Annotated in this window: 20 protein-coding genes and 1 pseudogene; 7 read left to right on the top strand and 14 right to left on the bottom strand. The window is 43.4% G+C overall.

Features of this window, described 5'->3' with window-relative positions; translation table 11 throughout:
* Positions 1 to 15 precede the first annotated feature (15 nt).
* Entirely contained in the window at positions 16 to 417 is a 402-nt protein-coding gene (locus AC3CIA_RS07685; protein ID WP_054546373.1) for a YkgJ family cysteine cluster protein, read from the top strand.
* A gap of 52 nt (positions 418 to 469) precedes the next feature.
* Here AC3CIA_RS07685 and AC3CIA_RS07680 read toward each other — a convergent pair whose 3' ends face one another.
* The 8 genes and pseudogenes from AC3CIA_RS07680 to glpT all read right to left on the bottom strand — a co-directional run bounded on the left by AC3CIA_RS07680 (position 470) and on the right by glpT (position 6,140).
* Positions 470 to 883, bottom strand: a complete 414-nt coding sequence (locus AC3CIA_RS07680; protein ID WP_488518829.1) for an NUDIX hydrolase — start codon at positions 881 to 883, stop codon at positions 470 to 472.
* 228 nt (positions 884 to 1,111) lie between these two features.
* Positions 1,112 to 1,492: a SpoIIAA family protein gene (locus tag AC3CIA_RS07675; protein ID WP_146454522.1), complete on the bottom strand. Its 381-nt coding sequence runs from the start codon at positions 1,490 to 1,492 to the stop codon at positions 1,112 to 1,114.
* Positions 1,493 to 1,604: 112 nt separating this feature from the next.
* The gene (locus AC3CIA_RS07670) at positions 1,605 to 2,108 is read right to left on the bottom strand and encodes an HAD family hydrolase (RefSeq protein WP_488518828.1); all 504 of its coding nucleotides are present in this window, start codon (positions 2,106 to 2,108) and stop codon (positions 1,605 to 1,607) included.
* Positions 2,109 to 2,151: 43 nt separating this feature from the next.
* A complete protein-coding gene (locus AC3CIA_RS07665) occupies positions 2,152 to 2,652 on the bottom strand; it encodes a GNAT family N-acetyltransferase (RefSeq protein ID WP_171313092.1) in 501 nt (166 codons plus the stop codon).
* A gap of 43 nt (positions 2,653 to 2,695) precedes the next feature.
* A pseudogene (locus AC3CIA_RS07660) lies at positions 2,696 to 2,830 on the bottom strand (D-2-hydroxyacid dehydrogenase family protein); the annotation flags it as partial.
* Positions 2,831 to 2,905: 75 nt separating this feature from the next.
* Positions 2,906 to 3,370 (bottom strand): ASCH domain-containing protein, encoded by a 465-nt coding sequence (locus AC3CIA_RS07655; protein ID WP_171316267.1) that lies wholly within the window; start codon positions 3,368 to 3,370, stop codon positions 2,906 to 2,908.
* A 261-nt stretch (positions 3,371 to 3,631) separates the two neighbouring features.
* The gene (gene glpQ, locus AC3CIA_RS07650; protein WP_488518827.1) at positions 3,632 to 4,687 is read right to left on the bottom strand and encodes a glycerophosphodiester phosphodiesterase; all 1,056 of its coding nucleotides are present in this window, start codon (positions 4,685 to 4,687) and stop codon (positions 3,632 to 3,634) included.
* 79 nt (positions 4,688 to 4,766) lie between these two features.
* Complete coding sequence (glpT, locus tag AC3CIA_RS07645; protein WP_114633484.1) at positions 4,767 to 6,140, bottom strand: glycerol-3-phosphate transporter; 1,374 nt, start codon at positions 6,138 to 6,140, stop codon at positions 4,767 to 4,769.
* A 558-nt stretch (positions 6,141 to 6,698) separates the two neighbouring features.
* On the opposite strand from glpT, the gene AC3CIA_RS07640 reads away from it, so the two are divergent.
* Both AC3CIA_RS07640 and AC3CIA_RS07635 read left to right on the top strand, forming a co-directional pair.
* Positions 6,699 to 7,415, top strand: coding sequence for a membrane lipoprotein lipid attachment site-containing protein (locus tag AC3CIA_RS07640; protein ID WP_488518826.1), 717 nt, complete (start codon positions 6,699 to 6,701; stop codon positions 7,413 to 7,415).
* A 178-nt stretch (positions 7,416 to 7,593) separates the two neighbouring features.
* On the top strand, positions 7,594 to 8,094 hold the full coding sequence (locus AC3CIA_RS07635) for a hypothetical protein (protein WP_114633482.1): 501 nt from the start codon (positions 7,594 to 7,596) through the stop codon (positions 8,092 to 8,094).
* Between the two features lie 147 nt (positions 8,095 to 8,241).
* On the opposite strand, the gene AC3CIA_RS07630 is transcribed toward AC3CIA_RS07635, so the two are convergent.
* The 4 genes from AC3CIA_RS07630 to AC3CIA_RS07615 form a co-directional block, all read right to left on the bottom strand.
* On the bottom strand, positions 8,242 to 8,496 hold the full coding sequence (locus tag AC3CIA_RS07630; protein WP_004733911.1) for a DUF3297 family protein: 255 nt from the start codon (positions 8,494 to 8,496) through the stop codon (positions 8,242 to 8,244).
* Positions 8,497 to 8,736: 240 nt separating this feature from the next.
* Positions 8,737 to 9,171: a GNAT family N-acetyltransferase gene (locus AC3CIA_RS07625; RefSeq protein ID WP_488518825.1), complete on the bottom strand. Its 435-nt coding sequence runs from the start codon at positions 9,169 to 9,171 to the stop codon at positions 8,737 to 8,739.
* A 66-nt stretch (positions 9,172 to 9,237) separates the two neighbouring features.
* Positions 9,238 to 9,372 carry a hypothetical protein gene (locus tag AC3CIA_RS07620; RefSeq protein WP_009846853.1) on the bottom strand — a complete coding sequence of 45 codons (135 nt, stop codon included), beginning with the start codon at positions 9,370 to 9,372 and terminating at the stop codon, positions 9,238 to 9,240.
* 24 nt (positions 9,373 to 9,396) lie between these two features.
* On the bottom strand, positions 9,397 to 10,527 hold the full coding sequence (locus tag AC3CIA_RS07615) for a PcfJ domain-containing protein (protein ID WP_488518824.1): 1,131 nt from the start codon (positions 10,525 to 10,527) through the stop codon (positions 9,397 to 9,399).
* Between the two features lie 243 nt (positions 10,528 to 10,770).
* Between AC3CIA_RS07615 and AC3CIA_RS07610 the strand changes: the two genes are divergently transcribed.
* From AC3CIA_RS07610 to AC3CIA_RS07595, 4 genes are all read left to right on the top strand, one after another.
* Positions 10,771 to 11,193 carry a universal stress protein gene (locus AC3CIA_RS07610; protein ID WP_054546383.1) on the top strand — a complete coding sequence of 141 codons (423 nt, stop codon included), beginning with the start codon at positions 10,771 to 10,773 and terminating at the stop codon, positions 11,191 to 11,193.
* Positions 11,194 to 11,467: 274 nt separating this feature from the next.
* Positions 11,468 to 12,850: a DASH family cryptochrome gene (locus AC3CIA_RS07605; protein ID WP_488518823.1), complete on the top strand. Its 1,383-nt coding sequence runs from the start codon at positions 11,468 to 11,470 to the stop codon at positions 12,848 to 12,850.
* Complete coding sequence (locus AC3CIA_RS07600) at positions 12,847 to 14,406, top strand: cryptochrome/photolyase family protein (RefSeq protein WP_488518822.1); 1,560 nt, start codon at positions 12,847 to 12,849, stop codon at positions 14,404 to 14,406. Before AC3CIA_RS07605 ends, AC3CIA_RS07600 begins: the two co-directional genes overlap by 4 nt.
* Positions 14,406 to 15,146, top strand: coding sequence for an SDR family oxidoreductase (locus AC3CIA_RS07595; protein WP_488518821.1), 741 nt, complete (start codon positions 14,406 to 14,408; stop codon positions 15,144 to 15,146). The genes AC3CIA_RS07600 and AC3CIA_RS07595 overlap by 1 nt, the downstream gene beginning before the upstream one ends.
* A gap of 165 nt (positions 15,147 to 15,311) precedes the next feature.
* Here AC3CIA_RS07595 and AC3CIA_RS07590 read toward each other — a convergent pair whose 3' ends face one another.
* Both AC3CIA_RS07590 and AC3CIA_RS07585 read right to left on the bottom strand, forming a co-directional pair.
* Complete coding sequence (locus AC3CIA_RS07590; RefSeq protein WP_029221996.1) at positions 15,312 to 16,196, bottom strand: PA4780 family RIO1-like protein kinase; 885 nt, start codon at positions 16,194 to 16,196, stop codon at positions 15,312 to 15,314.
* A 93-nt stretch (positions 16,197 to 16,289) separates the two neighbouring features.
* On the bottom strand, positions 16,290 to 16,433 hold the full coding sequence (locus AC3CIA_RS07585; RefSeq protein ID WP_017078065.1) for a DUF2256 domain-containing protein: 144 nt from the start codon (positions 16,431 to 16,433) through the stop codon (positions 16,290 to 16,292).
* Between the last annotated feature and the right edge of the window lie 113 nt (positions 16,434 to 16,546).

Below are 16,546 nucleotides of genomic sequence, written 5' to 3'. Positions count from 1 at the left end.
CCAATGAAGTCACTAATGAAAAATTGTAATCAATGCGGGAAATGCTGTATCAAATACGGAGATGGTGACCTTGCCGCAACGCAAGAAGAGATTGATTTGTGGGAGTTGTTCAATCCAGACATCTTTGAATATGTTCGAGGAAGCGAGATCTGGTTCGACCCTGAATCTGGTGAACGTTTAACTCGCTGCCCTTTTCTGGAGCTAGTTCCGACGAAAGACACCAAGGCTCAAGCCAAGTACACCTGTAGTATTTACTTAGACCGACCAGAAGATTGCAGACACTATCCAAGCCTGATTAATGAGATGGTACGAGATGAGTGTGAAATGATTGAGGTGGTGGATTTACAAGACACGAAGAAAGCTCAAAGAAAACTCGACATTCTGATGAAAGACAGTCGCCCTTCAAGCTTTTCATAAGCACTGATCTATAAAGATCCTGACTAAACAGTCGTTTTGTATTAACGAACCATTATTTACTGATAAGTGGTAAATACTGGTTCGCTTCTAACCAATCAAGCGCAACCAGTGCCGCCAGTGAACATACTGCTCTGTCGTTGCCATCCACAAACTTAAGCTCTTCAATTTCGGCATCTGGAGACAGTTCGCCAGTATAATCAGCAAGATAACAAGTCAATTGCACCGATACGCCTTCTGCTTTACCGTCAGCTTGGCCTGTAAACGTCTCAACGTATTTGATGGAATCAGGCACCAAATCTGCCGAGATCTCTTCTTTGATTTCGCGAACCAGTGCTTGCTCATCACTTTCGCCCGCTTCACGCTTACCACCCGGTAGATAGAACAGTTCTTTGCCTTTTGATCTCACCATCAACAACTTGCCGTCTTTGATGAATATCCAAGCCAGCTTATCAATTACCTTATGCATGTCGTTAGACCTTATTTTTGTTTTAATTCTCGTTTTTACTGAATCTGGCCGCGCTACTAGTCACGACCAAACCAAGCCTGCGTATGTTACACGCTGGAATGAATATGCTCTATTGAATCGAATAGGAAATATCATAACCAAAACGAAAAATGACAGCGTTTGAGACAATGCTCATCAACTGTCATTGGCGATGTTTACGAACTACTCTCTAGCTGCCCGCGAATAGTATCAATCGACTAGCCACTGAAGCGCAGAGTCATGCTCTTCGAATGACTTTATCTCACCGGACACAAACCAGCCCCCTACTTTTGAAGCGAATTCTTGCCAGCTTTTATCACCATAAATCGCGATTTTGTCTATCTTCGAATTGAGCTCTAACCCCAATTTGAAATCATCCCAAGCAGCACGCAACTCCCACCCCGTTAAAGTGGAGATGTCGACAAGCATCTTGAGTTCGGATGAATCGAGTTCTTCTAGCGTGGTATTTAGAATTGGCATCATTGCTTGATAGTCATCATGTGTGAGTTTACCTTTCGCTTTAAACACAACAATGGTTTCACCACTAACACGTTCAATTCCAACCGATATTCCGTGACGTTCGATATTCATAGCCTAGCCCTCATAGTGGAAACTAGACTTAGCTTAGAGGATTAAATAACAAAGAGATGAGAAGTTGGTGTCAAAACGGACAAGCGAATTATCTGAACTTAATATCAGGTAGTTAATCGCGCTTCTCCAACAGTGCACTTAGACTTTGAACTTGCACGATACGCGGATGCTCTGACTTAAGCTCAACTCCTTCCGTATTCAACCACACCGCTTGCAAACCCGCTTCAAGTGCTGGGTAAATGTCTTTCTTTAGGGTGTCACCCACCATTGTGATGTGTTGTGGTTCAACACCGAGCTTAGAAATGATGGCGGGATAGAACTCCGGTTCGAACTTAGAAAAGCCAATGCTCGCATTACAAAAATAGCCCAAGATATATTGAGACAGGCCAACACGCTCAAAGGCTCGAATGATGTCGTTTTTACTTGAATCACCGGCATTGGTGGCAACATAGACTTGATGATTTTTGGAGAGTTCAGCCAGTAATACACGAGCACCACTCACTTCTTGTACGGTTTCCCAGTCACACATCTTCCCTTGTGCGTCGGGGAAATCGACCATTAGCGTATTGCCCCAGTCGAATAAGACTATTTCTGTTAATTCGATTAGCTTTGTCATCTTGCCTCCTGCATACGATGAATTATCTAGTATTTAAACGAGCCTATAAAAACTTCTCAATAAGGATCTCATCAAAGTACTGGTCGCCGATCTTACCGTGTTTCTTAGCCGTTCCGACTATTTCAAAACCTTGCTTAAGGTATACCGCTAACGCGCGCTCGTTGTCTGCTCTTACATAGGCGAAAAGCTTTTCATAACCTTTGGCTTTGGCTGCTTTGAATGTGTAATCAAACAACTGTTTTGCAACACCCTGCCCACGGCTATTTGCATCAACATAAGTACCAATAATACCAACATGGTCAAAGGCCTTAGTGTAAGTAGCAAATGGTTCTACATTCTGAAAACCAAGCAGCTGACTTGTCATCTCGTTGACTGCAACGCTAAATACACCACGTTCTGGAAACGACTCAATGAATGCCTTTTCTTCATCAACAGTAAAAGTCTGATCTAAGATCGTATAACGCGCTTCGATAATGATTGGATTCAATACATCAATAATGCCTTGTGCATCTTCTACCGCGACTTCTCTGATTGTTGAGCTCATACTTCTCTACCTCTTTTTTTTTTGCTTTGGGCAGATTCTATCGCTATAGGCCATCTCTTTGATAGGACAGAATGTTGTTGAAAGCGATATCAAAGTAGAGTTCGTAGCTATTTTGTTCAACATAGCCCAAATGTGGAGTCGCTGTGACGTTTGGTAAGGACAATAGCGGTGCGGTATCTAGTTATCTTGCTTTAGTCAAAGACACCTAAAGCGCCAAGCCTTGTGATTCAATAAGACACTCACGGTTACTGTATTACTGATAAACTACTTTGAAGCGCTCTAACACAAGTAACATGTCTTCACTTGGTGAGATCTTGAGTTCTTCACATTCACGAGAGAAGAAGTTCCAGTGAGCTTTTCTCCACCATTCTAGTGTTTTATCACCCTCGCCTTCTGCAGCAGCAAACTCCGCACTCACTTCGTTGTATTTGCACGACGACACCGACGTGATCTCAACAATACAGACAGGCTCACCATCCCAATCGGTGACGACTTGTAAGTGACCTACTATGGGTCTCGTCTCGCCTTCATAGGTATACCAGTGTTCAAGGCCGCAGGACGCCTGTTTTTCACCTTTTAAAATCAACTGCGCGCAAAGGTTGGCGTTGTACTCGTCGGCGCAGTAATAATCAGCACTAAAGGAGGTGTATTGCGAGGCAACGTCCGCTGGCAATGTGTTGAGGTACCTATCAAGATAAGCTTTACTTCTTTCTTCCATGATCTTTCCAAGTTCAATATTAGGTTGAGCCGATAAATACTTATAGATTAAGCATCTGGCTGCATTGGGAGTAACCTATCAAGTCAGGTTATTGCTGTAAACCGAGTGAATATCAAAATGTGGGCTGAGAAAGAAGAGTATGGGTAGGATTTCGAGGCCAGTACAAGAAGAGCCAAAAAGTTAAAAGAGCTAAAAGCGCCTTTAGGCTGTGCTTTTAGCTCTTCGTATCTCGTTACTAGTACCTCGTAACTGAGCAGGAAATTAACGTTTTAAGAAGTCGACCGCTTTGTCCGGAAAGTCGGTAAACACACCATCGACTTTGACTTGGTTGTAGAAGACATCCAACATGCCATCAAAGTTATCAGCATAAGCTGGGATTCTTCCTGGATCAGCACGGAACGTGTACGGGTGAACGTCTAAGCCAGCGTCTTTTGCTGACTTCATCAATGGTTTAATAATGATGTTATCTTTGGTCGATGCATCGTCCACCAGCATAGGTTTCCATGGGCCAATACCATCAGCATAGCTAGCGACTTTTGCCATTCCGCCCTTCTCAAACATCCAGTCATAGCTGTACGGCGTCGCTTTATCGCCCTTGTAAGTCATGGTTTCATTCCAGTCTGTGTAAGCCATCAACTGAACGAGCTTAAGGTCCATTTCCATAGCTGGCATTAACTCATCATTAATGCGTTGCAATTCATTGGCGTCGAAACACTGCAAATACACTTTGTCGTCTTTCGATAGATACCCATATTGTTGCAAGGTGGCAAGCACAGCTTTAGAGATGTCTTTTCCTTCATGACGATGGAACCAAGGTGCTTTAATCTCAGGATAAATGCCCACGTCATAACCTAAGGTCTTGTTTAGGCCTTGGATCAGCTCGATTTCTTCTGCAAATGTAGCGACACGAAAATCAGACTGCCACATAGGGAAGCGTGCTGGGAACCCAGCCACTCGATTACCTTGGTCATCTAGGTTAAAGCCTTCAGTCACTTTTAATGATTTGATCTCGGCAAGCGTAAAATCAATCGCATAGTAACGGCCATCTGCACGAGCGCGTGTTGGAAAACGATCCGCGACATCGGTGACGCGATCTAAATAGTGATCATACAAAACCACCAATTGGTCATCTTTGGTCATCACTACATCTTGTTCGATATAGTCAGGTTTCATTGCGTAAGCGAGTGCTTTAGCCGGTAATGTGTGCTCGGGCAAATAACCAGAAGCACCACGATGTGCAATCACTAAAGGATCGGCGAACGCATTTGCAGATAAGCTAAGAGCTAATAAAGTCAGAGACAGTGACGTTGTTTTCATTATTGTTTCCCTTGATAAAACAGAAGCAGGATATACCTGCCTCTGTTGTTTATTAGTATGACGTTGTCCAGTTAATGAACTACTGAGTTAATGCTTCTTTCTGTTGTTCGAGTTCTTTTTGTTTGTGGTGTTCACGCTCTCCTAAGAAGGCATAAAGCAGACAAATTATTGAAGCAACACAAGCACCGACCAAGATAATGAAGCCGCCATCCCAGCCGTAATGGTCAACCATAAAACCAAGCACGGCATTGGCAGCAACTGCGCCACCTAAGTAACCAAACAAGCCAGTAAGACCCGCAGCCGTACCTGCCGCTTTCTTAGGTGCAAGTTCAAGTGCATACAAACCAATTAGCATTACTGGTCCATAGATAAGGAAACCAATCGCGATAAGTGCCAGCATATCAACCGTTGGGTTACCTGCCGGATTTAGCCAGTACACTAATACAGCGACAGTAACGAGAACCATGAACAGGATCCCTGCTGGTGCGCGTCGGCCCTTAAACAACTTATCTGAAATCCAACCACACAGTAGCGTTCCAGGAATACCTGCCCACTCATACAGGAAGTAAGCCCAAGACGATTTATCTACTGAGAAGTCTTTTGCTTCTTTTAAGTAAACTGGAGCCCAATCGAGTACGCCATAGCGGATAAGGTAAACAAACGCGTTAGCAATCGCGATTGACCACAGTAACTTGTTAGAGAAAACGTACTTAAAGAAGATCTCTTTCGCCGTCATTTCTTTCTCATGGGACGTGTCGTAGTCGTCTGGGTAATCGTCTTTGTGTTCTTCAATCGGTGGTAAGCCACAAGATTGAGGTGTATCTCTTACGGTGAACCAAACAAAAATAGCAACGAGAGTGGCAAAAAATGCAGGAACATAAAAAGCGGTTCGCCAATCATCGTTAAAAGCCCACAGTCCCAATAAGAACATTGGGCCAATCAAGCCGCCACCCACGTTGTGAGCAACGTTCCATACCGATACGATCTCACCACGTTCTTTACGCGACCACCAGTGAACCATGGTTCGTCCACAAGCCGGCCAGCCCATGCCCTGAAACCAACCATTCAAGAACAATAGAATAAACATTGCAGTGATGCTGCCTGTTGCCCATGGCATGAAACCAAAGCAGAACATGACCAACGCCGACATTAACAAGCCGCCACTGAGGAAATAACGAGGGTTAGAACGGTCAGAAACGCTTCCCATCAAAAACTTAGATAAACCGTAAGCGATGGATACTGCTGCTAAAGCAATCCCTAGCTCTCCTCGACTGTACCCTTGCTCAATCAGGTATGGCATCGCCAAACTGAAGTTTTTGCGGACTAGGTAGTAACCGGCATAGCCAACAAAGATGCCGAGAAAAAGCTGCCATCGTAATCGTGTGTAGGTGCTATCGATCTTATCGGTAGATAAGCGATCGATATGCGCCATAGGTTTGAATATTCCAAACATAGGAACCTCATGTGTATTGGGCGATAGAAATAAAATGCTCGAACGAAAAAATTTAGCGCTCATTCGAAAGCCTGGGAATTGTATGTGCTTCAGGATTATTTTCTGTGATAGAGATAGCCATTAACAATAAATAACCTTAAATACAGCACTTTAGTTTCATTTAATTAGACTGCGCTTCATGTTTTTGTTTGTTGGTTTCTTATTCGAGGAAGGCATTTGTATATAAATCATACTTTCGAGTGAGCAATTTATTATCAATTTCACTTAACAGAATGTTCGGAACTTCAGTGTGGTAGTTATCAGATCAATAGATTGGTACACATAGAGCATGCATAGTGAATGAGTCAGAATATAAGCTTGCGCAATGCATCGCATAAATAACACATAGCAGATCGTGATGTATTGTATTTCTTTTCGTTTATTTATCGAATTACCAAGGTTGTTTATTGTACACCTCAAGCGATGCAGCAATGTCTATACACAAGGTGTATACCCGTCACCTTGTAGTGAGGTTAGTCAGTGAGCATCTTACGAATTCAACAAATGATAGGAAATATCATGAACAAATCACTTATCGCACTCGTTCTTACAGCTGTTTTAGCAGGTTGTTCATCTGGCGGTGGTTCAGAACCAGCACAACCTCAATTTGATGGTGATTATGGTTTCGAAAATATCGATCCAGGTTTTGGACTAGATGATTCAGATAACGATGGCGGTTATGAGAACCCTGAATCCGACCCTGGTTATGGTGCCGATGCCCCAACGTTAAAAGACAGAATAGCTCAAGCAGATTTAGGTTTTGTTCATATTCCTGAGTTGGGAGACATTCCTTTCTTTAATAAAGACAACGGTGATGCTCATATAAGCGCCGTTAAACAACGTTCTAATGATGAAGAAACGCTATACAGCATCTACGTAGATGACAAGCCTGTCGGTGAAATCATCGTTCGTGAAGATTATGTGACAATCAGGTCTGGTGACAAGATGATCTCAGGTGAGAAGGAATCTTATCTTGATACTGAACATACCTTTTGGACAGTTAGAGACACTAGCGGAAATGTAGTTGGCGACTTTAAACGCCTAGACGATGGTGTTTGGGTGTTCCGTGAAGAAATAGAGCGCGAGACATTTGTGGTCAAGTATCACAACGGCCAGTGGAACTTTATCCCAGTTGCGAATATTAAAAATAAGGTTAAAGACAACTTGCCTTCTCAGGCAGAAGTTACCAAAGTTCGTGCAAAGATGCAGGTCAATAAGCTACGTACTTTAAAATAACGATTACCCCCATTCCCATAACAAATAGGCATCCTCAAACCTAAGAGGATGCCGTTCAAAACATCTACGAAGAAAACACTAACAAAAAGCTCAAGGAAGATCCGGACTAGGTTACTAATCTACTGGCGTTCAATACTTTGAATTCGCCGATATTTTGTATACATAAGCGAGAGATCCAATGACCATCAAAAAGCTTCCCATTCTGACATTAGCCGCTGTCTTGTTGTTCACTATGTCTAACGCACAAGCCTATGAACAAAACCAAGAGGAAACCGCGATTACATTTGGTCTATCGGCTGAACGTGGTTGGCGTGATTGGTCTGCTTCTTACATAAAATATCGCGGCCCGGGTAGCATAGGTTATGGTATTGAATTTACTCGTTCGGCTTATAACGAAGACGAAGAATCTTACGAATACAAACAACGTGACAACGAATATCAGTTTCACGCCCCTATTGGAATCACCGAAAACTTGTACATCACTCCCGGTTACGGGATTAAGCGAACACATACAGACGTAACTTTAGATAGCCGCGAGTTCTCTAACAGATCAACCAAACAGGTGGGAGGCTTAGATGCCACCTATATTATGGACAGCGGCTTTGTAGTGACAGCAGGATTCGATAAAGCAGAAGGTGAAGACTTGGAATTCTCAATTGGTGCTGGTATCGCCTGGTAAAGGTAATAAGCCTAATAGATTTAGCAAACAAAAAGGGTCTAGATTTCTCTAGACCCTTTCAAGTAATAACTCTTAGTGACTCTATGTTGGCTAATTAGACAAAACATTTGCTAACTACACGAAGTATTAGCGCGTCACACAAAGCGATTATTCTTCGATGTAAAAAGCTTCTACAGAGCCTTTTAGAGTAATAAGCATTGGCTGACCACGGCGGTCTAGCGCTTTTGGAGAAGGGATCTTAACCCAACCTTCGCTGATGCAGTATTCTTCAACATCAGTACGCTCTTTACCATTTAGACGAATGCCGATTGGGTATTCGAAACACTCAGCCACGTGGTGTGGGCTGCGTGGGTTACCTGCTAGATGATCTGGTAAAGCTGGTTTTGAATTAGTATCGCTCATGTTCATTACCTGTATGTACGTAAATAAAAAAAGTGCGCCATTCTAGTCAATATAGGCTTTGTGCTCAACAACTGCTGCAATAAATCGTAGTGATCGTTTTAATCAACAGCGAGTTGTTTGATTTAAAGGCGATATAGGTATCATTTCAAACGAAAATTTAACAGGATTATACGTTGTTGATAAAGAGATAGGTTCAATACTCGATAGGTAGATAACCTAATAGTCGGCTTTGCTCTAAGCTTATCGAATAAGCTCTATACTCATCACTTTATGGTTTGCTTCTGAGTCGATATCGACGACTGACCAACCTAACCCTTGGTAGAGTTCCATTACATTGGTGTACACGTACAGTTGAGTTTGTACTGTAGAAGAAACCTGTTTTACACCACGATTAATCAATTCACTTGCAATACCTTGGCCTCGCCATTGAGCATCAACATAAACAGCATTGACCCAAACCACATCTCTTACTTGATGAGGTTCCTGAAAATGGGAATATGCCAAGCCACCAATGACCACATTATCGCGAAGCACTACTATTACTGGAGGGAGTTGTACGCAGTCTTTATAGGTATCTTTAAACTTAAAATCCGACCATTCACTTTGAAACAAGCGCTCTAAATCACTCCAATATGGCGAACTCTCATCGCAATTTCTAAAGATTACTTTCTGCATGTCTTCCCATCCTTTGAAGGGCTAATACGGCCATCCTAGCCTTGGTTTATATCAGTGTAGATAAAGTTACTCTTCTTCGTCGTAATCGTCTGCAGGGTCTTGATTGATCTCTTCACCACACCCTAAGCATTCGGCTTGCAAATCTGTTGGCATGACAATAATCAAACCACAATGCGGGCATAAATCGCCTTGTTGAAACATCCTGTTATTCCTTCTACTTCACAGCTATTGCTTCGGATACTTTTGCTTACTCGCTTCTAACCAATCATGAATAACTTGGCGAGCAGACTCCGATGGCGGTGCATTTCGTTTCCCGCAAATTTGGTCAATCTCAAACGGAAACGCTTTGCTCGGGACACGACGTAGACCTATGGTTAAACGCTGAGGTTTGAACATGCGGAATACCACATAGCGATCGCTCATGATTCGATTGTGATAAACACCAATGCAGTGTTTTTGCTCCACGCCTTCTTGTTCAAGGTCGTAGTAATCAGTAAGTGGATGAATATTGTCGTTACCTAGCAAAGGAACCGGGTAAGGAATGTCTTTATCCATTGGGCGGTTACCTTCTAAACGACGCAGTTGACGTTGCTCTGTCCATCTATCGTGAAGTTGTTCGAACATCGCAAAAGAGTTCTGACTGGTAATGGCGCGTAATGGATCATCCATCTCCAAATCTAGTCCTAACAATATCGCATCTTGGAACATCGCCATTTTTGAAGGCGCATTAAGCCTACCCTCTTCCACCATCGCAATGCCCAATCGACTGCCGGTTAGAAATGGATGAACTTGGTCCAAACGAAGCGCTGTGTAGCCAACTTTGGAGTAATGCTTGAATTTAAGAACACGTCTTTGCAGGGGTTCGAGAATTCGCACAATGTGGTCAAGCTCATCACCGACGTTGTAATGAAGCTCTAGCTTATCGATAAATTTGAGTGTGGCTTTACTGCCGTCTAAGCCCAGTTTGGTTAAGATTCTCTTCTGCCCTAGACGACTCAGTTCCAATGCTTTCTTGTTATCGACACTGTGTTTCATGCAGATTAACGCCAAGATAACCGGTCTTAACTCAAGCAGTTGAGCAGCTTCATAAGTATTCGCCGCGAGCCACAACATCTGGTATTGATACTCTGGGAAATCATCGGTGATCTCACGATAACGAGCTGGCAATGAATCTAACCAACGACCATTCACATCAAACTGCTCAACGAGGTTTAAGCTCAAGCCAATACCACCATCGAGCGGTCGTCTACCATCTTCAAATACGTGAAAACCGACAAGTTTTTGCGACCAATCGCGGATCTCAATATCGTAGTCAAAGCCTAATGTTCGAGTTGGGATGGTGAGTAATGCTGTCATTGATGCCTCTTGGTTATTGACGAGTTGGACTATCGAGCTTATCTAATAGCAAAAAGCGTAAAGATCGAACTCACTTCACTATAACAACCTTTTGTAAATTTCTTATCAATCAAAGCGATATAAATACGAGAGTACTTAGAAGATCTTTGAATGATGATTTTACGCAATATGAGACCTCTTCGATATCATTTACTTAGAGAGAAACTATGCTTGTAACATCACTAATAACAAGAGGCTTTAATTATGGAATACCGACATATTCTGGTCGCACTTGAAATGTCTGATGACTCAAAAATACTCATTGATAGAGCAACCTTCTTCGCGAACAAACTAGAAACGGAACTTTCATTTGTTTATATCGACGGTACTCACGGAGAAATCTACCCAGAACTCGTTGATATTCAAGAAAATGAGAATGACCTACCTGTCAATGAAGATGCCATAAAACAACTAAGAGAGTTTGAGGCTTACGCTAAACAGCCGGTTCAGCACATCTTTGTGGGTACGGGTGATTTGAATGACAAGCTCAAAGACACCGTAAAAGCGCACAACATTGACCTGATGCTCTGTGGTCACCATCATGATTTTTGGCATAAGATCATCTCGCACTCGAAGCAATTGATAGACTCTTCTCCTGTCGACATACTCGTCGTTCCTATGGACTAGAGCTCGTTCCTAAAGACTGACTGCTTCTATGAACTAGAGTTTCTATGGACTGTCTGCTCCTAAAAACTGTCGCTCTTAACAAATAGCTGTTTTGGCTTATAAAGCCAGACTTGATGAGCCAACCTCTATCGGTATTATTGGTTGGCTTCTATTCTCTCCTCAATCCTCTTCTTTCCCCAAATTCAACCATTACCCATTCGGCGTAATCATTTGTGATCTTGTTTGCTCATCCACTCGTAACCGTCTAATAACTAACAAATCACGAGTGCAAGCAATGAAAAAGATTGGTCTCTATCTTTTTACGAACGACTTAAGAATCAACGACAATCAATTGCTCCATTACGCCGCGCAGAGCGTCGATAAACTCATTTGCGTGATTGTCGAACCCACTTTGGTTCATTTCTCTGCTGATTTAGCGCAAGAACAAAGTTATGGCGCACATCGCCAGGCTTTTATTTCACAATCGATAGCTAATCTAGAATCGAATTTAGTGAAGCTTGGGCAGCAACTTGTCGTAATTCACAGTAACCATTTAGAACCAGACGCTGCTGAGCAAGCACTCAGCCAAATCATCGCTACTCAACACGTCACTCACTTTTTCGCTAACGCACATTGCAGCTACGACGAGCGACAATTGATTCGATCGACACAAAGACAGTCCCCTAACTTAGTGATGTGTTTATCACATCATTCCACCTTGTTTGACCAAGATGAACTGCCGTTTGAATTGTCAAAGCTTCCGAGCTCATTTACCAAATTTAGAAAGCTAGTCGAACACTTGGACGTTAATGAAAGTGAGACGGTTATTTCACGCCTTCCACCAGCAGTAACACCAATAGCGACACCTGAACCAATATCGACAATCCCACTATTTAGTTCAGCAAATGATGAGAGCGGAGTAACAAGCGATTATTTGGGTGGAGAAGACGCAGGACTAGCGCATTTAGAAAACTACTTTTCACATGATTACGCCCTTAACTACAAGCAGACTCGAAACGCATTTGACGGCATCGAAAACTCAACCAAGTTCTCGCCGTGGTTAGCGCTCGGTTGCGTTTCGCCTAAAACGATTTATCGCCATTTGAAACAGTTCGAAACCGAACATGGCAGTAACGATTCAACCTATTGGATCTACTTTGAGTTGTTATGGCGCGAATATTTCTATTGGACGTGTTTGTCACTGGGTTCCTCGTTGTTCGGTGATTCTTCAAACCGTCAACTCTACAGCCCTAACTCCTCAGCGACGTCGAACCTGAATTTCGCCAAATGGAAGAGTGGCAATACCAACTATCCGATTGTCGATGCATGTATGCGTCAGCTTAATGAAACAGGCTATATGTCTAACCGAGGAAGACAGTTAACGGCCAGCTGTTTGATCTACGAACTAGGGATCGATTGGCGACACGGCGCAGCCTATTTTGAGAGCCAACTTATCGACCATGACGTGGCATCAAACTGGGGGAATTGGGCGTATATCGCTGGGGCTCTCAATAAACCCGCCCACAACGAGCAAACTGAAAACCAATCACAACCTAAATCACGCCATTTTGATTTGGCCAAGCAGACTGAAATGTACGACCCAGACCATTCCTTCATCAACCAATGGGTAGGTGGTAACGCAGTTTCAACAAGCCTCACAAACCAGGACGCATTATGAAATTTAAAACGGTACGACTTGTATTAGGTGACCAACTAAACATTGAGCATTCATGGTTTCAACAAGTTAACGATGACGTTATTTACATCATTGCTGAGCTCAAACAAGAAACGGATTATGTTGCATCTCACATTCAAAAAGTGGCCGCGTTTTTCTGTGCGATGGGTTACTTCGCTGACGAACTCAAAGAACAAGGTCATCAAGTACTCCACCTTACTCTTGACGACACAACGCAATTTGAAAACCTAGATAAACTTCTAAAGCACTATGTACACGAATACGGCGCAGAGACATTCGAATATCAAAGGCCAGATGAATATCGCCTTTTAGAGCAGATGAACAAGCTAAAACTCACCAATGCAACCAAAGGCTGTAGCGATTCCGAGCACTTCTTGTTTCCGTTTGACGAGATTGAAACCGAGTTTCCTAAAGACAAACACATCATGATGGAACATTTCTATCGTCGAATGAGAAAGCGTTTCGACATCCTGCTCGACGATGGCAAACCGGTTGGCGGAAAATGGAATTACGATGCAAACAATCGCAAGAAGCTAAAGAAACAAGACATCGAGAACCTGCCGCAACCATTAATGTTTGCCAACGACATTTCTGCGATTTTAGAACGCATCGAGCATCATCAAGTTCAAACCATTGGTGAAGTTGGCGAACAGTTATTATGGCCAGTCAATCGAGCGCAAAGTCTGTCTCTGCTTGCTCACTTCTGCCAAGTCTGTTTGCCACTATTTGGCCAGTTCCAAGACGCGATGACGACCGAGCACGATTCGAAATGGAGTTTGTATCACAGTCGCCTCTCCTTTTCGTTGAACAGTAAACTGCTAAGCCCCCAAGAAGTGATTGATGCGGCACTGTCAGCTTATCAGTCTTCTTCTAAATCAAGCACACCCACTATCGATATTGCACAAGTCGAAGGGTTCGTACGCCAAATTCTAGGTTGGAGAGAATACATACGCGGTGTTTATTGGGCGAACATGCCTGCTTACGCAAACAAAAACCACTACGCAGCAGACCGTCAGTTGCCTCATTACTTTTGGGATGGACAAACCAAGATGAATTGCATGAAGCACGCGATTGATCAATCCCTCGAGTTTGCTTATGCGCACCACATTCAAAGGCTTATGATCACCGGTAACTTCTGCTTAATTACGGGCATTGCTCCGGAGCAAGTCGACAGTTGGTACCTTGGTATTTATGTTGATGCGATTGAGTGGGTCGAAATGCCGAATACGCGAGGTATGGCACTTTTTGCCGATGGCGGGATCGTCGGAACCAAACCATACTCTGCCAGCGGTTCTTACATTAATCGCATGAGTGATTACTGCAAAGGCTGTCATTACCAAATTAAAGAGCGCAGTGGAGAGAGTTCTTGTCCATTCAACAGCTTGTACTGGCGCTTCATGAACAAACATCGCGAGGCCTTAAATCGCAACCCTCGAATGGGGATGCTTTATCGCTCTTGGGACAATATGGATGAGCAAGACCAACAAGCGATACTCGACACCGCAGAACAACGACTGACTAACTTGGAGAACTTATAATGGTGGAACAACTCAGATTACACATATTGGTCATTGGTGGCAGCGGCGGTATTGGTTTCGCCGTGGTTAAGCACCTACTGTCTGAGCTGTCTCGCTTTGATTTTCTCGATGTACATGTCGACGCGACTTATCACTCTCAACAGCCAGAACTAGAAAACAGTCGCTTAAACTGGCACCAAGTCGATGCAACCAATGAAGCTGATATTGAGCAACTCAGCAAACAGTTTGAAAAATTGGACTGGTTGATAAACTGCGTGGGTATGCTTCATACACCAGATCTAGGGCCTGAAAAAAATCTATCTTCTATCGACCCAGAATTCTTCCTGAAAAACCTTTCGGTGAATACCCTACCCAGCTTATTACTGGCAAAGCACTTCACACCTGTTCTTAGAACGAGCGACAATCCAAAGTTTGCTGTAGTTTCAGCCAAAGTCGGTAGCATTTCAGATAACCGCTTAGGTGGTTGGTATAGCTATCGTTCATCGAAAGCAGCGCTCAATATGTTTATCAAAACCATGTCGATTGAATGGCAACGTACCATAAAGAAAGGCACCGTGTTAGCGCTACATCCGGGCACAACAGATACGGCTCTATCTAAGCCTTTTCAGACCAATGTCCCTGAAGGCAAGTTGTTTGAGTCGAGCTATGTCGCCCATCAGTTGGTCGATATCATTCGCACTGCCACACCGGACGAAAGTGGGCACTTCTACGCTTACGATGGTGAGCAGTTAAACTGGTAGTGAGGAATACCAAGCGCTGGCTTTGATGAATGGTAAAATTTGATGAGTGCTAAAAAAGAAAACCCAACGAGTGTTACTCTGTTGGGTTATTTTTAGAACGAATGCATCAATTATTTAAGGAGATATGGCTGATGTTTAACTAAAGATCAAAACGGATCATTACGACTACTCAGCCCAATTGAACTTGCTGTCGTCCACACCTTCTTTTTCTTCTTTAACACGCTCGCGTCGGTGTTGTTCTTCAATTCGCGCAGCGTCTATCTCTTGCATAATAGCTTCGATGTCTGCCAAATCGTCCGTTTCTGTAAACTCGCCCGTCAGCTTGCTGTCAGGCTTTAAGTCGCCTTTCTCGTATAAAGCCCACATTTCCTTAGCATACTCGGTTTTCGCCAATTCAGGGGCAAACTGAGCGTAATAATCACGAATGTTATTGATGTCACGAGCCAACATCCACTCGGCGTTGTTATTAGCCGAAGCGTCGACCGCTTGCGGTAGATCGATAATCACAGGGCCGTATTCATCAACCAATACGTTGAACTCAGACAAGTCACCATGGATCAAACCAACGCAAAGCATTTTAACCACGTAAGTCATCATCACTGCATGATCTTCAATCGCTTGTTCTGGCGGCATTACAACATCGTTCAATCTTGGAGCAACATAACCGTCATCATCAGTGACTAGCTCCATAAGCAGCACGCCATCAAAACAGCCATAAGGCACAGGCACACGAACACCCGCTTCTGCCAGTTTATACAAGGCGTCCACTTCAGCGCTTTGCCACACTTTCTCTTGTTGCTCACGTCCAAATCCTGAGCCTTTTTCCATCGCTCTGGCACGGCGGCTGTTTCGGACTTTTCGTCCTTCACGATACGCCGTTGCTTTTTTAAAGCTGCGCTGGCTTATTTCCTTATATACCTTGGCACAACGGATCGTATCGCCGCAGCGCACTATGTACACTGATGCTTCTTTGCCACTCATTAATTGGCTTGTCACCTCGTCGACTAAACCATCGTCAACTAAGGGCTGTATTCTTTTAGGTATCTTCATGCCGCCTTTATACATTAGTTGTCTTACAGATAGAAATATTAACTTAAGAAATGAATGACGAAACTATTAACGTGTTCTAAAAACGAACAGAAATTACGCCAAAGTTGGCTTATGACGACGACAACGTTCAGAACAGTAGATCACGTCATCCCAACAGCGCTGCCATTTTTTACGCCATGAGAAAGGCTTTTGGCAAATAGGACATGTCTTAGTTGGTAAATGGGGCTTCTTGTGCATGGCCGTATCCTTTTTGATGAGTCCACTCCCTGCGTTTACTAGAGATTCCCTATTACGCTCGTTCCTCACTTTAGGGAATGACGATAATTATTATGTTCGTTCCATGTGTTAGG

This window comes from Vibrio sp. QJM3NY_27 (assembly GCF_057785955.1).
Note: the sequence above shows the minus strand (reverse complement) of the source record. Positions and strands in the feature narration are given on the sequence as shown.

What these genes read in the sequence shown, in the direction of transcription:
- glpT (WP_114633484.1), bottom strand. Translation starts at nt 6,140, where the DNA reads ATGTTTGGAATATTCAAACCTATGGCGCATATCGATCGCTTATCTACC.
- AC3CIA_RS07620 (WP_009846853.1), bottom strand. Translation starts at nt 9,372, where the DNA reads ATGTTTCAACAAGGCGATTTATGCCCGCATTGTGGTTTGATTATTGTC.
- AC3CIA_RS07630 (WP_004733911.1), bottom strand. Translation starts at nt 8,496, where the DNA reads ATGAGCGATACTAATTCAAAACCAGCTTTACCAGATCATCTAGCAGGT.
- AC3CIA_RS07585 (WP_017078065.1), bottom strand. Translation starts at nt 16,433, where the DNA reads ATGCACAAGAAGCCCCATTTACCAACTAAGACATGTCCTATTTGCCAA.
- AC3CIA_RS07605 (WP_488518823.1), top strand. Translation starts at nt 11,468, where the DNA reads ATGAAAAAGATTGGTCTCTATCTTTTTACGAACGACTTAAGAATCAAC.
- AC3CIA_RS07675 (WP_146454522.1), bottom strand. Translation starts at nt 1,492, where the DNA reads ATGAATATCGAACGTCACGGAATATCGGTTGGAATTGAACGTGTTAGT.
- AC3CIA_RS07615 (WP_488518824.1), bottom strand. Translation starts at nt 10,527, where the DNA reads ATGACAGCATTACTCACCATCCCAACTCGAACATTAGGCTTTGACTAC.
- glpQ (WP_488518827.1), bottom strand. Translation starts at nt 4,687, where the DNA reads ATGAAAACAACGTCACTGTCTCTGACTTTATTAGCTCTTAGCTTATCT.
- AC3CIA_RS07665 (WP_171313092.1), bottom strand. Translation starts at nt 2,652, where the DNA reads ATGAGCTCAACAATCAGAGAAGTCGCGGTAGAAGATGCACAAGGCATT.
- AC3CIA_RS07655 (WP_171316267.1), bottom strand. Translation starts at nt 3,370, where the DNA reads ATGGAAGAAAGAAGTAAAGCTTATCTTGATAGGTACCTCAACACATTG.
- AC3CIA_RS07590 (WP_029221996.1), bottom strand. Translation starts at nt 16,196, where the DNA reads ATGAAGATACCTAAAAGAATACAGCCCTTAGTTGACGATGGTTTAGTC.
- AC3CIA_RS07635 (WP_114633482.1), top strand. Translation starts at nt 7,594, where the DNA reads ATGACCATCAAAAAGCTTCCCATTCTGACATTAGCCGCTGTCTTGTTG.
- AC3CIA_RS07680 (WP_488518829.1), bottom strand. Translation starts at nt 883, where the DNA reads ATGCATAAGGTAATTGATAAGCTGGCTTGGATATTCATCAAAGACGGC.
- AC3CIA_RS07595 (WP_488518821.1), top strand. Translation starts at nt 14,406, where the DNA reads ATGGTGGAACAACTCAGATTACACATATTGGTCATTGGTGGCAGCGGC.
- AC3CIA_RS07670 (WP_488518828.1), bottom strand. Translation starts at nt 2,108, where the DNA reads ATGACAAAGCTAATCGAATTAACAGAAATAGTCTTATTCGACTGGGGC.
- AC3CIA_RS07610 (WP_054546383.1), top strand. Translation starts at nt 10,771, where the DNA reads ATGGAATACCGACATATTCTGGTCGCACTTGAAATGTCTGATGACTCA.
- AC3CIA_RS07685 (WP_054546373.1), top strand. Translation starts at nt 16, where the DNA reads ATGAAAAATTGTAATCAATGCGGGAAATGCTGTATCAAATACGGAGAT.
- AC3CIA_RS07625 (WP_488518825.1), bottom strand. Translation starts at nt 9,171, where the DNA reads ATGCAGAAAGTAATCTTTAGAAATTGCGATGAGAGTTCGCCATATTGG.
- AC3CIA_RS07600 (WP_488518822.1), top strand. Translation starts at nt 12,847, where the DNA reads ATGAAATTTAAAACGGTACGACTTGTATTAGGTGACCAACTAAACATT.
- AC3CIA_RS07640 (WP_488518826.1), top strand. Translation starts at nt 6,699, where the DNA reads ATGAACAAATCACTTATCGCACTCGTTCTTACAGCTGTTTTAGCAGGT.